Source organism: Rhodopirellula sp. UH5 (genome assembly GCF_056839225.1).
Genome location: NZ_CM166390.1, coordinates 395573 through 410081, shown reverse-complemented (window position 1 = coordinate 410081; position 14509 = coordinate 395573). Strand labels below are relative to the sequence as shown.

Annotated in this window: 12 protein-coding genes; 11 read left to right on the top strand and 1 reads right to left on the bottom strand. The window is 55.5% G+C overall.

What is annotated here, in order from left to right; all coding sequences use genetic code 11:
• Positions 1 to 83: 83 nt before the first annotated feature.
• Positions 84 to 947, bottom strand: a complete 864-nt coding sequence (locus tag UH5x_RS01460) for a hypothetical protein (protein WP_482634466.1) — start codon at positions 945 to 947, stop codon at positions 84 to 86.
• Between the two features lie 795 nt (positions 948 to 1742).
• Between UH5x_RS01460 and UH5x_RS01455 the strand changes: the two genes are divergently transcribed.
• From UH5x_RS01455 to UH5x_RS01405, 11 genes are all read left to right on the top strand, one after another.
• Positions 1743 to 2687: a GDP-L-fucose synthase family protein gene (locus tag UH5x_RS01455; RefSeq protein WP_482634465.1), complete on the top strand. Its 945-nt coding sequence runs from the start codon at positions 1743 to 1745 to the stop codon at positions 2685 to 2687.
• A 157-nt stretch (positions 2688 to 2844) separates the two neighbouring features.
• Positions 2845 to 4170, top strand: a complete 1326-nt coding sequence (locus tag UH5x_RS01450; protein ID WP_482634464.1) for a nucleotide sugar dehydrogenase — start codon at positions 2845 to 2847, stop codon at positions 4168 to 4170.
• A gap of 375 nt (positions 4171 to 4545) precedes the next feature.
• A complete protein-coding gene (locus UH5x_RS01445) occupies positions 4546 to 5541 on the top strand; it encodes a GDP-mannose 4,6-dehydratase (RefSeq protein ID WP_482634463.1) in 996 nt (331 codons plus the stop codon).
• 201 nt (positions 5542 to 5742) lie between these two features.
• Positions 5743 to 6870 (top strand): dTDP-glucose 4,6-dehydratase, encoded by a 1128-nt coding sequence (rfbB, locus tag UH5x_RS01440; RefSeq protein ID WP_482634462.1) that lies wholly within the window; start codon positions 5743 to 5745, stop codon positions 6868 to 6870.
• Positions 6871 to 6975: 105 nt separating this feature from the next.
• On the top strand, positions 6976 to 7854 hold the full coding sequence (locus tag UH5x_RS01435; RefSeq protein ID WP_482634461.1) for a sugar nucleotide-binding protein: 879 nt from the start codon (positions 6976 to 6978) through the stop codon (positions 7852 to 7854).
• A 118-nt stretch (positions 7855 to 7972) separates the two neighbouring features.
• Entirely contained in the window at positions 7973 to 8269 is a 297-nt protein-coding gene (locus UH5x_RS01430; protein ID WP_482634460.1) for a four helix bundle protein, read from the top strand.
• 109 nt (positions 8270 to 8378) lie between these two features.
• Positions 8379 to 9293: a glucose-1-phosphate thymidylyltransferase RfbA gene (rfbA, locus tag UH5x_RS01425; protein WP_482634459.1), complete on the top strand. Its 915-nt coding sequence runs from the start codon at positions 8379 to 8381 to the stop codon at positions 9291 to 9293.
• Positions 9294 to 9411: 118 nt separating this feature from the next.
• Positions 9412 to 10380: a GDP-mannose 4,6-dehydratase gene (locus UH5x_RS01420; RefSeq protein WP_482634458.1), complete on the top strand. Its 969-nt coding sequence runs from the start codon at positions 9412 to 9414 to the stop codon at positions 10378 to 10380.
• 70 nt (positions 10381 to 10450) lie between these two features.
• Positions 10451 to 11914, top strand: a complete 1464-nt coding sequence (locus UH5x_RS01415) for a flippase (protein ID WP_482634457.1) — start codon at positions 10451 to 10453, stop codon at positions 11912 to 11914.
• Between the two features lie 830 nt (positions 11915 to 12744).
• Complete coding sequence (locus UH5x_RS01410; RefSeq protein ID WP_482634456.1) at positions 12745 to 13446, top strand: class I SAM-dependent methyltransferase; 702 nt, start codon at positions 12745 to 12747, stop codon at positions 13444 to 13446.
• A complete protein-coding gene (locus UH5x_RS01405) occupies positions 13439 to 14485 on the top strand; it encodes a glycosyltransferase (RefSeq protein ID WP_482634455.1) in 1047 nt (348 codons plus the stop codon). The genes UH5x_RS01410 and UH5x_RS01405 overlap by 8 nt, the downstream gene beginning before the upstream one ends.
• The last annotated feature ends 24 nt before the right edge of the window (positions 14486 to 14509 follow it).

Below are 14509 nucleotides of genomic sequence, written 5' to 3'. Positions count from 1 at the left end.
CGCGAACATGGCCTCCCCTGACGACCCGAGTGCAGCGAGGTTCGCAAGCCTTCCGGTCGACGCACCGATTGCTATCCCAAACATCAAACGATGGTCAATTCGGCACAACCGGCAGGTTTCGCCCAGGCCGCATAAGAAGACTCCGGCCAAGCGGCGGACTCGATCGAGCAAGTCAGAATCGGCACGGCGGAGTGCATCTGGCCGAAGGCCTCCTCCAATTCTTCGTCTTCGAAATCCGGAAGCAGTTCGCGCCGGCTTCCGGGTTCGCCAGCCAACTTCACCCCGGCAACCAAAGCCAGCAAAATGACCAGCACAAAATACATCCCGGAATGAGCCAACCCGTTGATGAATTCCAATTCAAACGCCGCGACCGAGACAAATGCTCCCAGCACCAACATCACCGAAAACACGATCCCGGCGGTCGTCCAAGACATCTCATTCGCGTGATCAAGCTCCAACACGTAAGCGGGCAGGAACGCGTAAACCAGCCAAATCGCGGCAAAAACGGCGGAACAAATCAGGACTCGGTTGCGAAGTTCGACGCCCGTGTATGGCTCCAACTCGGCGTCGTAGACAAAGCTGTATCCCGTTCGCACAATGGGCGGCGCCAGCAACAAAATGCCTAGAATCTGAGCCCAAAATGGCGCCCCGCCCATCGCAAAGCGGAACCCAAGAGCCAGAAATAGCATCCCACACATCACCCCCGCCGCGATGTAGAGGTGCCGCCGCGTGAAATCGGTGTCCTTGCGAGTGATCGGCTTGAGAACACTCTGCCCTTTGGAATCCTTGGGCCCGTCATTCTCGGGCGAGTGGATCGTGACCGCTTCGGATGCGTCAGGGACCCGGATCGTCTTTTTGCACGCCGGACACGGCCCCTGCTTGCCAGCAAATTTGTCGCTGACCTGGAACCGTTTCAGACAATTGGGACAAGTGACTTGAATCGGCATGGGGGGCTGCAAACCAGTCGAATCGGAGCGGGATGATCAGTCGGCAACGCACATTGTGATGGCCGAACTCGAGGAGGGTTTGGGTTGTAGCGAGAGCTTAACAGAAAATGAATCCGTTTACGCCAGCGCTCACGGGATCGCGGATCCACAATTCAAGGACGAGACTATTCTGCATCGCATCCGCGGGAAATTGCTCCTCCACCCGCTCCGCATGCTATGGATTGAGTAGCTTCCCACGCCACCGCTTCGAAGCCCCCTCGGGGGCCACCAAAAGTTGCAGCGGGGGACGCGAATTTGATCCAGCAAGCTAAAATGGACTTGAGCCAGTTGCCATCGAAGTCGCGCAATGCGTGCAGTCCGAACAGGGCACACCAACTGTGGCAACTTTGAACACTTGACGACGATCCAGTTGTGAATGAATCCGGTTAGGGGACGAATTCACATTGGCTGAACTTTCCGGCCCGCCGGCGGTGACACTGAAACAAGTGTCACCCACGTGGACGAAGTCCGCGCCGACTCAACCAAATGCCCCTCAACCCGCTCATCGCAACCCACCGCGTCACAAACTGGCGACTTTGTCCACTTTCGATCCGTCACGTAAGCCGTTTGGGCGTTAGCCCCGGTTTCCGTATGTGAGCCGTTTGGGCGTTAGCCCCGGTTTCTGCGGTGTTGGAACCGAAGCGAACGCCTCAACAGCTCAACCAATCAACCCGCCGCGTCAGCCAGGCGGACCGTCCGGCCGTCGACACCCCGTTTCCCTTCGTTCGCCTCTGCGGCCCTTTTCACTTTTCAACCATGTCCCAAAAAATCTTCGTCGCTGGTCACCGAGGCATGGTCGGATCGGCCATCCTCCGCCGATTCGCCGAGCGAGAAGACCTGCAAGTGATCACGCGGACTCGTTCCGAACTGGACCTCTGCAACCAAGCCGCGGTCAACGAGTTCTTCCAATCCGAACGCCCCGACACCGTGATTTTCGCGGCCGCCAAGGTCGGCGGGATCCACGCCAACGCCACTTATCCGGCGGATTTTGCCTACGACAACACCATGATGGCGGCCAACGCCATCCACGCCGCCTTCCAAACCAAGGTGTCTCGGTTCCTGTTTCTCGGCAGCACCTGCATCTACCCCCGGATGGCTCCCCAGCCAATCCAAGAAGACTCCTTGCTGACCAGTCCCCTGGAAACGACCAACGAGGCCTACGCCCTGGCCAAGATCCTGGGTTTGAAGCTCTGCCAGTACTACCGCCAACAGCATGGGGCACTGTTCCACAGTGCGATGCCAACCAACCTGTACGGTCCCGGCGACAACTACCACCCCGACAATTCGCACGTGATCCCCGGCTTGATTCGTCGATTCGATGCCGCCGCGCAAGAAAAGGCCGACTCGGTCACCGTCTGGGGCAGCGGGAAACCACGACGAGAGTTCTTGCACGTGGATGACCTGGCCGCCGCCATCGAACACCTGATCGGGCTGTCGGATCCGCCCGACTGGGTCAACGTCGGCACCGGGGTCGACCTGACGATCGCCGACCTGGCTCAAAAGATCGCCCAGGCCACGGGATTTGAAGGCCAGATTCTTCAAGACGCCAGCAAACCCGACGGAACCCCCGTCAAATGCACCGACATCAGCCGTATCCGCACGACCGGCTGGGCACCCACCATCAACCTCGACGAAGGCCTCGTGCAGACCGTCGCCGACTACCGACAACGCACTCAAACCGGCGCCGTCCGCTCGGTCTAGTCTGCCCCCGTAGCCGGATTCGCCAGAATTCGGATCAGCTACCTGTGGGATAGGCTTGCAGCCTGCCATACCGCAACAACTGAGTCCCCGTGGCCTGTGGCTCGAAAGGCCAGAAGCCTATCCCATTTTTCCTCCAGAGCCCAAACCTCTTCTCTTCATGTCATCTGATTTCACTTCACGGATTCAAGAGCGTAGCGCCACGGTGGGTGTGGTTGGACTCGGCTATGTCGGCCTGCCCCTGGCACTCGCCTACGCCGCCGGCGGCTTCAAAACAGTAGGCTTCGACATCGATGACAAGAAGACCTCGTCCATCAACGGCAGCCAAAGCTACATCAAACACATTTCGGCGGACTCCATCGCCGAAGCGATCCAGTCCGGCAATCTCGCCGCCACGACTGACTTCAGCCAGATCCGTGAAGTCGACGCGATCATCCTGTGTGTCCCCACGCCGCTGGACGAACACTTCGAACCCGACCTTTCCTATGTCGTGAGCACGATCGAATCGATCACACCGCACCTGCGTGCCGGTCAAACGATCAGCCTCGAAAGCACGACTTACCCTGGCACCACCGCCGAAGAACTGGTCACCCGTGTTGAAGCCGCTGGGCTGACGGTTGGCACCGACGTTCATGTCGTCTACTCGCCCGAACGGGAAGACCCCGGCAACCCCGATTTCGCCGCCACCAACATTCCCAAAGTCGTCGGTGGCCACACGCCTGCGTGCCTGGAGGCGGGCGTGGCACTATACGGCAGCGTGTTTGATCAAGTCGTCCCGGTCAGCAGCACGCAAGTTGCCGAACTGACCAAACTGCTCGAAAACATTTACCGCAGCGTCAACATCGGGTTGGTCAACGAACTGAAACTCGTCGCCGACGAAATGGGCATCGACATTTGGGAAGTCATCCAAGCCGCCAGCACCAAACCCTTTGGCTTCAAAGCGTTCTATCCCGGCCCTGGACTGGGCGGTCACTGCATCCCGATCGACCCGTTCTACTTGACTTGGAAAGCCCGCGAATTTGGTGTGCACACCCGGTTCATTGAACTGGCCGGTGAGATCAACCGAGCGATGCCCACCCACATCGTCCGCCGCTGTGCGGACGCCTTGAACCAACACAAAAAAGCCCTCAATGGCAGCAAGGTGCTGCTGGTTGGACTGGCATACAAACCCAACGTCGACGACGACCGAGAATCCCCCTCCTACGAACTCCTGGATCGCCTGACCACGCAGGGCGCCGACGTCGACTACCACGATCCCTACGTGCCAGTCATCCGTCCCTCGCGAGAGCACTCGCACTGGGCCGGCAAACCCAGCGTGAGTTGGGATCAAGCAACGATTCAGGAATACGACCTGGTCTTGATTTCGACCTGGCACGATTGCCTCGACATCCACGAACTCGCCCAGTGGTCGAAATTCATCGTCGACACCCGCAACGCCACTGCCAAACTGCCACCCGAACTGCAAACCAAAGTCCTCAAGGCCTAGCCCCGTGGGACAGGCCAATCCCGTAGCCGGATTCGCCAGTATTCGGACCCCACCCGGCCACATTCGCCAGAATTCCGCCCCCACCCGTAGCTGGATTTGTCAAGAATCCGGTCCCCTCTCCCGCGCCGGGAGAGGGCTAGGGTGAGGGCCTTTCCCAGCCCGTAGCCGGATTCGCCAAGAATTCGGACCTGAGTCCTGAGTCCTGAGTCCTGAGTCCTGAGTCCTGAGTCCTGAGTCCTGAGTCCTGAGTCCTGAGTCCTGAGTCCTGAGTCCTGAGTCCTGAGTCCTGAGTCCTGAGTCCTGAGTCCTGAGTCCTGAGTCCTGAGTCCTGAGTCCCTGTGGCCCTGTGGCCCTGACGCCCCTTTCCCCCTCCCCATGCCCACCGCACTCATCACTGGCATCACCGGCCAAGACGGCTCGTACCTGACCGAGCAACTGCTCGATCAAGGCTACACCGTGCACGGCTTGGTCAGGCGGACCAGCAACACGGTTCGATCACGGCTCGATCCGTTGTTCCATAACAAGGACGTCTACAACAAGAACCTTTTCCTGCACTACGCAGACCTCGACGACACCACGACGATCCGACGAATTCTCGTCAAAACCCAACCCGACGAGCTGTACCATCTGGCCGGACAAAGTCACGTGGGTGCCAGTTTTGACATTCCCGAGTCGACGTGCCAGTTCACCGCCATGGGCACGCTCAAGATTCTGGAGATCCTTCGCGACCTCGAGAAGCAACCGCGGTTCCTGCACATCAGCAGCAGCGAAATCTTCGGCCGCCCCGACGAATCCCCTCAGAACGAACACACGCCGATGCGGCCGGTCACCCCGTACGGCGTCGCCAAGACCTTCGCGACCCAGATGGTCCAGCTCTACCGAGAATCATTTGGCTTATTTGCCTGCAACGCGATTTGCTACAACCACGAATCACCGCGACGGGGCGAATCCTTCGTCACCCGCAAGATCACCAAGGCGGCCGCGGAAATCTCTCTGGGACTGAGCGATGAGATCGTGCTCGGTTCCCTGGACGGACGCCGTGACTGGGGCAGTGCCCCCGAATACACCACCGCGATGCACCTGATGCTGCAACAAGACACCCCGGATGACTACATCCTGGCGACCGGGCAAACACACAGCGTCGAAGAGTTCCTCGACGCCGCCTTCCGAAGCGTCGGCCTCGACTACAAAGACCACCTCCAACAAAACCCCAAGTACATGCGACCGGCAGAAGTCACCCGCCTGGTCGGCGACCCAACCCACGCCCAAAAACAGCTTGGCTGGACCCCCGCGACAACCGCGATCGACCTCGCCCAACAAATGACCGCGGCTGACGTTGAATCCCTGAAGCGATTGGCCGCTAGCAGTTAGCCCGGAATGATCGGGACGAACGATGTGAGCCGTTTGGGCGTTAGCCCCGGTTGCATCACCCCCGTAGCCGGATTCGCCAAGAATCCGGACTGCCCTCGTAGCCGGATTCGCCAAGAATTCGGACCTGAATCCACCGCCCCAACCTGCGACCAAACCTCACTTTGGCCCTGAACCACTGAGCCCCTTTTCTCAGCATCTCCCATGAAAATCCTCATCACCGGCGGCGCAGGCTTCATCGGCAGCAACCTCGTCCGCATGGCTCTTGCCAACGGCCACCAAGTTCTCAACGTGGACGCGCTCACCTACGCCGGCAACCTCGCGTCGCTGTCGGATATCGAATCCAACACCAATTACCAGTTCGCACACGTCGACATCACCGACGCCGCCGCGATCGATGCCACCGTCGCCGACTACCAACCGGATGCCATCATGCACTTGGCCGCCGAGAGCCACGTCGATCGCAGCATCGATGGCCCCGGCCAATTCATCCAAACCAACGTCATCGGCACCTTCAACCTGTTGCAATCCAGCCTCAAACACTACCGATCGCTCGAAGGCGATGCCAAAGACCGTTTCCGATTCCTGCACGTCTCCACCGACGAAGTTTACGGCAGCCTCGGCGACGACGGGTTGTTCACCGAAACCACACCTTACGATCCCCACTCGCCGTACTCCGCCAGCAAAGCGTCCTCCGACCACCTCGCCCGAGCCTGGCAGGACACGTATGGGTTGCCCGTCCTGGTCACCAACTGCAGCAACAACTACGGCCCGTATCAATTCCCCGAGAAATTGATCCCCGTCGTGATCCTCAAATGCCTGCGAGGCGAACCGATCCCCGTCTACGGCAAAGGCGAAAACATCCGCGACTGGCTGTACGTCGAAGACCATTGTCGAGCCCTGCTCACAGTCATTGAAAAGGGCACACCCGGCGAGACCTACAACATCGGCGGCAACAACGAGCAACGCAACATCGACCTCGTCCACCTTATCTGCAACCTAATGGACGAGCTTTGCCCAAGGGCAAAGAGCAGCGAGTCACGAGCAACGAGCAACGAGAAAGAGCAGCACACCGACTCGCCTCTCGCTACTAGCAACTCGCAACTTCCGTTCAGGCACTCGCAACTCATCACCTTCGTGACCGACCGCCCCGGCCACGACCTCCGCTACGCGATCGACGCCAGCAAGATCAAACGGGAACTCGGCTGGGAACCGCAAGAAGATTTCGAAAGCGGCTTCCGCAAGACGGTGCAGTGGTACCTCGACAACGAAACCTGGTCGCAAAACATCCTCTCCGGTGACTATCAACTGGGCCGCCTAGGAACCGTCTAGCAACGAAGTTTTCCAGTAGCGAAACTCGTCAAGAGTTTTGATATTCACCTTCAATCGCCGAAAGTCTTGACGACTTTCGCTACTCAGCACTCAACAACTCGCTCAATGATCATTCTGCTTGGTGGCACCGGCTACGTCGGAACCGCATTTCGCCAACGACTCATTCAGGATGGAGTTGAGTTTCGATCCGTGTCGCGTACTGAGTGCGACTACACCGACTACAACCAACTCACCCGTCTCATCGCCGACACACAACCGACCTTCCTAATCAACTCCGCGGGCTACACCGGCAAACCCAATGTCGACGCCTGCGAACGGCACAAACCGGAATGCCTGGACGGCAACGCCGTTCTCCCTGGAACCATTCGCTCCGCGTGCGAGCACACCAGCACCCCGTGGGGGCAAGTCTCGTCGGGATGCATCTACACGGGCCGGCGACCCGATGGAGCAGGTTTCACTGAACAAGACCCACCCAACTTTTCGTTCCGAACCAACAACTGCAGTTGGTACTCCGGCACCAAAGCCCTGGGCGAAGAAGTCCTAGCGGACGCCGAAAACACCTACGTCTGGCGACTGCGAATCCCATTCAATCACCAAGACTCATCCCGAAACTACCTCTCCAAACTCGTTCGCTACGAACGGCTTCTCCAGGCTGAAAATTCGATTTCACACTTGGATGAATTTGTGTCCGCATGCCTCGAATGCTGGTCGCGACGCGTCCCCTTCGGAACCTACAACGTCACCAACACAGGCAGTGTGACCACCAAACAAGTCACGGAACTGATTCAAAAACACTTGCTCCCCGAAAAGAAGTACGAATTTTTCAATAGCGAGGCGGAGTTCATGCAAATCGCGGCCAAAACCCCGCGTTCCAATTGCGTGATGGACAACAGCAAACTGCTCGCCACCGGCATACAAATGCGTGATGTCCAAGACGCGATCAAGCAGTCGCTTGATCAGTGGCGAGTCTCGAGCGACGAGTAGCGAGTAAAAACCACTCAGTAAATATCGCCCAACTCGTCGCTCGAAACTCGTCACTCGCAACTCTTTGGCAATGCCTTACGAAGACCTCGGTGCTTGAAAACGCTCGGCAAGGTTGTCAGTGACGCTACATCAACAGACCAGTCAACTGACAGACTTTGGCTTTCGCGACCAACTCACGCGGAGCAGTCTGTCCGTTCCATTCAACATTACCGAAGGCTACGAACGAGATAGCGACGAGGAAATTGCACGCTTCCTGACCATCGCCAAAGGATCGGCCGGAGAAATGCGCACACAGATCGTGATTGGCATCCAAGCTGGTTTCCTCGACCCTGCAGAAGGCCACCGGTGGCCCGACGAAGCCAAGCAACTGGGCAGGATGCTCGGAGCCCTCATCCAAAGGCATCGGAATAAATAGCGAACCACTCGCAACTCGCAACTCGCAACTCGCAACTCGCAACTCGCAACTCGCAACTCGCAACTCGCAACTCGCAACTCGCAACTCGCAACTCGCAACTCGCTCCCCAATGTCCTCAGCAACTCGCAACTCGCAACTCGCAACTCAAGCGGCCCCGGCGCGAAAAGGCATCATCCTGGCTGGGGGATCCGGCACGCGACTTCATCCGATCACGCGTGCAGTCAGCAAGCAACTGATCCCCGTGTATGACAAACCGATGATCTACTATCCGCTCAGCACATTGATGCTGGCCGGAATCAAGGACATCCTGATTATCTCCACACCCCACGACCTGCCCGCGTTCAAGCGACTGTTCGGTGATGGCCACGAACTTGGTTTGAACTTCACTTACGCGGAACAACCCAAACCCGAAGGACTCGCTCAGGCCTTCCTCATTGGGGCTGACTTCATTGGCGACGACAAAGTCGCCTTGGTCTTGGGCGACAACATTTTCTACGGGCAAGGCTTTCGAAAGATTCTCGCAAACGCCACTCAGTGTGAATCCGGTGCGACCGTCTTTGGATACCGCGTCACCGACCCCACTGCCTACGGCGTCGTCGAGTTCGACCAAAGCGGCAAAGCTGTCAGCATCGAAGAAAAGCCGAAACAGCCGAAATCGAACTACGCGGTTCCGGGCCTGTATTTCTATGACAACGACGTCGTCGAAATCGCGGCCAAGCTAAAACCGTCTGCACGCGGGGAACTCGAGATCACTGCCGTCAACGACGCCTACCTCCAGCGGGGCGACCTCAACGTGGAACTCTTCAGCCGAGGGTTCGCATGGCTCGACACTGGAACGAAAGACAGCCTTTTGGACGCCTGCAACTTTGTCGCTGCGGTTGAAAAACGCCAAGGCCTCAAAATAGCCTGCCTCGAAGAAATTGCGTACGAACAGGGTTTCATTGACCGCAGCCAACTCGAATCACTCGCCCAGTCCTACCGCAATGACTATGGCAAATATCTAGCACGAGTCGCTAGCAACTAGCAACTAGCAACTAGCAACTAGCAACTAGCAACTAGCAACTAGCAACTAGCAACTAGCAACCAGCAACCAGCAACCAGCAACCAGCAACCAGCAACCAGCAACCAGACACTCCCCCCCTATGAAATACCTTGTTACCGGCGTCGCCGGATTCATTGCCAACCGCGTCGCCGCTCAACTATTGGACGCAGGTCACTCCGTTGTCGGCATCGACAATGTCAATGACTACTACGACGTGCGTCTGAAAGAACACCGCCTCGAGAAACTGACGCACGAAAACTTTCAGTTCGTACGAGGTAATATCGAAGACCGGCCATTGCTTGACACGGTATTCGACAAGCATGATTTCGATGCGGTCATCAACCTCGCCGCACGTGCAGGGGTTCGGTACAGCATGGAAAACCCGCACGTCTACATGACGACCAACGCAATGGGCTCGCTCAATCTGCTGGACCAAATGCAGAAGAAGGGCATAAAAAAATACGTTTTGGCATCGACCTCGTCGCTGTACGCCGGCCAACCAATGCCATTCAGGGAATCCCTGCCTGTCAACACTCCGATTTCACCCTACGCCGCCTCAAAAAAGTCGGCCGAGATGATGGCTCATGCTTACCATCATCTTTACGGCATGGACATTTCAATCTGCCGCTACTTCACGGTTTACGGCCCCGCAGGCCGGCCTGACATGTGCATTTTCCGGTTCATTAAATGGATCGATGAAGGCACACCGATTGAGTTGTTCGGGGACGGTGAGCAAGCCCGCGACTTCACCTACGTCGACGACATCGCCCGAGGCACCATTGCCGCGACGAAGCCCGTTGGATTTGAGGTCATCAACCTCGGCGGTGGAGGCCAGCCGGTTTCCCTCAACACGGTCATTGCGGGCTTGGAAGAGCGTCTCGGCAAGAAGGCCAAAATCGAAAACAAGACTTTTCACAAAGCCGACATCAAACTCACCCAAGCTGATATCAGCAAAGCCAACCAATTGCTTGATTGGCACCCCAAAACCGACCTTGAAACAGGCTTGACCGCCTGCGTCGACTGGCACAACCAAAACAAGCCGTGGGCAGGGAACCTTACTCTCCCGTAAAGACAAGGCATAAGATTGTCGCCACACCGACTACTTGACTCCGAGAACCCGCAAACTCACACCAACTCCATTGAGCATCAAACGCAACAGCATCTACAATCTAGTTGGAATTGTCATTCCGCTGTTGGTGTTGCTAGTCACCGTCCCGATTTACGTCGATTCCATTGGGAAAGAAAGATTTGGTGTACTCACACTAATCTGGATGCTCCTTGGCTACTTCGGCTTTTTCGACTTGGGCATGGGACGGGCAGTCACAAACCGAATTGCAGCAACTAGCAAGGAAGGGAGCAGCAACTCCAACCCAGAAAAGATCTACTGGACAGCAATCACCTCCACGCTATTAGTCGGCCTAACTGCAGGCTGTATCTTCTTTGCAACTTCTCATCTCATTGCACCTCTCGCAATAGATCAACAAAACAACTTGGCAGAAGAACTCAACGAAACCTTCCCACTACTTGCACTTGCCTTCCCACTTGTGCTTGCTTCTAGCATCCCTAAAGGAGCATTGGCAGGAAAAGAACGCTTCCTATTACTAAACGCAATCCAAGTCTCCGAAAGCGTCCTGCTACAAATCGTCCCATTGGGACTAGCCTATTTGATCGAGCCAAGACTATCAACACTAACCACTGGAGTCCTAGCTGTTAAGGCTGCAACAACACTCACAGCACATATGCTGTGCACCAAAAAACTCCAGATCGGCCTGTTTCCGCAGTGGTGCACAAGCGAGTTCTCGAAGCTGATTCGATTTGGCGGGTGGCTCACAGTCTCAAGTGTACTGGCTCCTCTATTAGTTTCGTTCGACCGCCTCATACTTGCATCCTTTGCTGGGCTGACAGCCGTGACCTATTACGCGATACCTTACGGCCTCGCCTTTCGAATCATGGTACTACCGACAAGCATCTGCAACGCGATCTTCCCGAGCTTATCACGCGAGAACGACAAACGACAGCTGGAAATCGCCTCCAAGACTCTCGCGTTCTTGACCACGCTAGTAACCCTACTTACGATTGCAGGCATATTTTTGATGCGACCATTCCTTTCGGTTTGGATTGACAAAGACTTTGCGAACAACGCAGCTTTTGTTGGCGAAACAATTGCATTGGGTGTGTGGACCACATGCATCGCTGTTGTTCCTTACACATATCTGCAATCACGCGGGCGCACAGACATCCCCGCTAAACTGTACATGCTTGAACTCGCTCCATACATAACCGGCCTAGTATTGCTTACGAAGCATTTCGGCGTCAAAGGCGCTTCCGTTGCTTGGGCTTTACGTTGCACAGCAGACAGCTTCTGTTTCTTTAAAATATCAAAGCTGTCACCTGGTAAAAAAACACAAAAACATATTGCGTTAATCACTTCTTCGTTTGCAATCGTACAAGTTTCACAATCCGTAACAGTCAGAGGGATCCTTTTCCGACTAGTTTCTTGCGGGCTTCTGCTCTTCTTTATGCAACGCGAAATACTCAAAGCAATTCAGACAATAACAGGACGCGAGAAAAGCACCGGAACTGCGAGAGCGAAGCAGGCCTAAGCAGGTCGCCATGACTGATCGGGCATAACCATGTGAGCCGTTTGGGCGTTAGCGCCGGTTGCCCGTGGAAGCAACCACGCTTGCCAAGACATTTCAAACGCCGAAAGACTCCTGCCGACCTGCTTGATTGCGTTTGCGACCGCGAATTCGCACTTTGTTAGCGAACGCTGCTACCTTATTTTTTCCAATCTCCATGCACCTGCATTCGAAATTGAAGTCGCCATAGTCCTTTTGCTCATTTAGCTTACCACTCTTTTTCGTTTAGATTGCAAACTGCAAAGCACCTGCACGCCTTGCTCCTTGCTGAACCAACTCACTCTAATATTTGCCCGCTATACTTGTTCGGACCGCATTCTAGCCTACACCCAAAAGCGATAGACCCTAACTACGAAACCGAAAATCTTATCGCAACAACACAAACAAGCGAAACTCACCATCTTTCTTCAGATTCGGCGAAAAAAAGACAAGTGCATAACCCCAGCGATTCTACATCGAAAAGTAGTCATACATGGCCAACCGAAGACCTCGTCGAAGTTCACAAATGTCCAGTCTGCGATGACAACAGAAGAACGACAATACACCGTGAACTCACAGACATCGTATTCCGATGCGCGCCAGGAACATGGCAACTCGAAAAGTGCATTAACTGCGGGTCTGCGTACCTCGGAACTCGCCCAACAAAGGAAACGCTCCACCTCGCCTACAGCAACTACTACACGCACGCCCCCAAACCATCCCCGACGAAGCGACTCACTCGACTGAGAGAACTGAAGACTTCAATTTCCAACGGATATCAGAATTTTCGCTACAGTGCGAACTTCCAGCCCTCCATGCGAATCGGAAAGCTTCTACAGCACCTACCTGTATCCAAAGCTATCGATACGAAATGGAGATTTTTACCGAAGCGTCCCGGACGAGTGCTCGACTACGGTTGCGGCGACGGAACGTTCCTTTTGCGCGCCGCAAGCGCTGGCTGGGACGCCTACGGAACTGAATTTGATCCGGTCTGTATCGAGCGATGCAGGAGCCTAGGACTGAAGGTCGCCCAAGGAGGAACAGAAACCCTGAACTGCTTTGAGCAGCAATTTGACGCCATCGCCTGCTCACACGTTATCGAACACGTACCGGACCCTGTGGAACTAGTCCAAAGCTTCTTCCGGATCCTACGCCCTGGCGGAACACTCTACCTGGACACGCCAAACATTGACTCTTATGGGCACCGTCTCTGCGGCCGGCACTGGAGGGGACTTGAGGCACCCCGGCACCTAGTCATCTTTAATTGGAATTCCCTCGCTGGACTGCTAAAGGGAGCTGGATTCACCCAACTCCGCGAGCACGTACGCCCTGCCGTATTCAAAGGAATGATGGCCAAAAGCTTAGTCAGCAAAGCGGGCGGCGATTGCGAAGACCCGGACCAACTTACCAAAGCAACCAAGCCCAACTTAAAGCATCGCATGATCTCCAGGCTAAATCCCCACGCCAGTGAATTCGTAACCATGACAGCCCTTCGGCCAGAGACTCAACGTGACTAAAATCTCCATCGCGATGTCGACTTACAATGGCAGCAAATACCTAGAAGACCAGCTTACGTCGCTAGCGACCCAAAGAAGACTTCCGGATGAGCTAGTAGTTGGCGACGACCAATCGACCGACAACACGATCGAGATAATTGAGAAATTCTCGAAAAACTCACCATTCCCAGTCCACCTGACCGTCAACTCTAAGAACCTTGGCTTCGAGGAAAACTTTCTCACAACGGCAGCACGCTGCCACGGAGACTGGGTGATGTTCTGCGACCAGGACGATGTCTGGCTCCCCAATCGAATTGCAGACGTCGAACAGGAAATCCAACTCGCGGATACTTCTCTGATGATGATCATCCAGGCGGCCGAACTGGTTAACCATGACCTTACATCAACCGGACGCTACCTGCCCGACATCCCAACACGCATTGAGATGCCTCGAGCCTCGCACCACGGCTTTTGGGTCGAACCCGGATTCTCCCAAACATTTCGCCGTGAACTAATCACCGATTTCGACTGGAAAAGCCGCCCCCCAAGTCGCTTCCCAAAGTACAAATCCCAATCGCACGACCGCTGGACCTGCATGCTGGTAAACGCACTGGGATCAGTCCTCTACCTCCCCAACACCGCTGTGCTCTACCGACGACACGAGAGCACCGTCACCGGCACTTTCCGAAAGCGGTCGATCAAAACAGTAATCAAGGATTCGCTAAAAATCGAAGATGAAGATTATTCAAGAATGCAGATAGCTGCGGACGCATCTTCGAAACTCCTACTTGAACTCTCCAAAGCGAAACAGGGAATGACCAAAACACTCCTGGCTGATTCAGCAGAACAATTCGCCGCACTCGCCGAAAACCTACGACGCCGAGCCGACCTTCACAGAGAACAAGGTACATATTCACGGCTAAAGAACTTCACAGATCTAATTTCCAATGGTGCGTATACCGGACCAACATTCTCGTCGTTTTCCATCCGAAGCATTGCGAAAGACTTCGCCTCTTGCATCGGACTAAACCGCTTCCTTACAAAAACACTACTCAAATAGCAACTCTCGAAGACCCCATAAAGC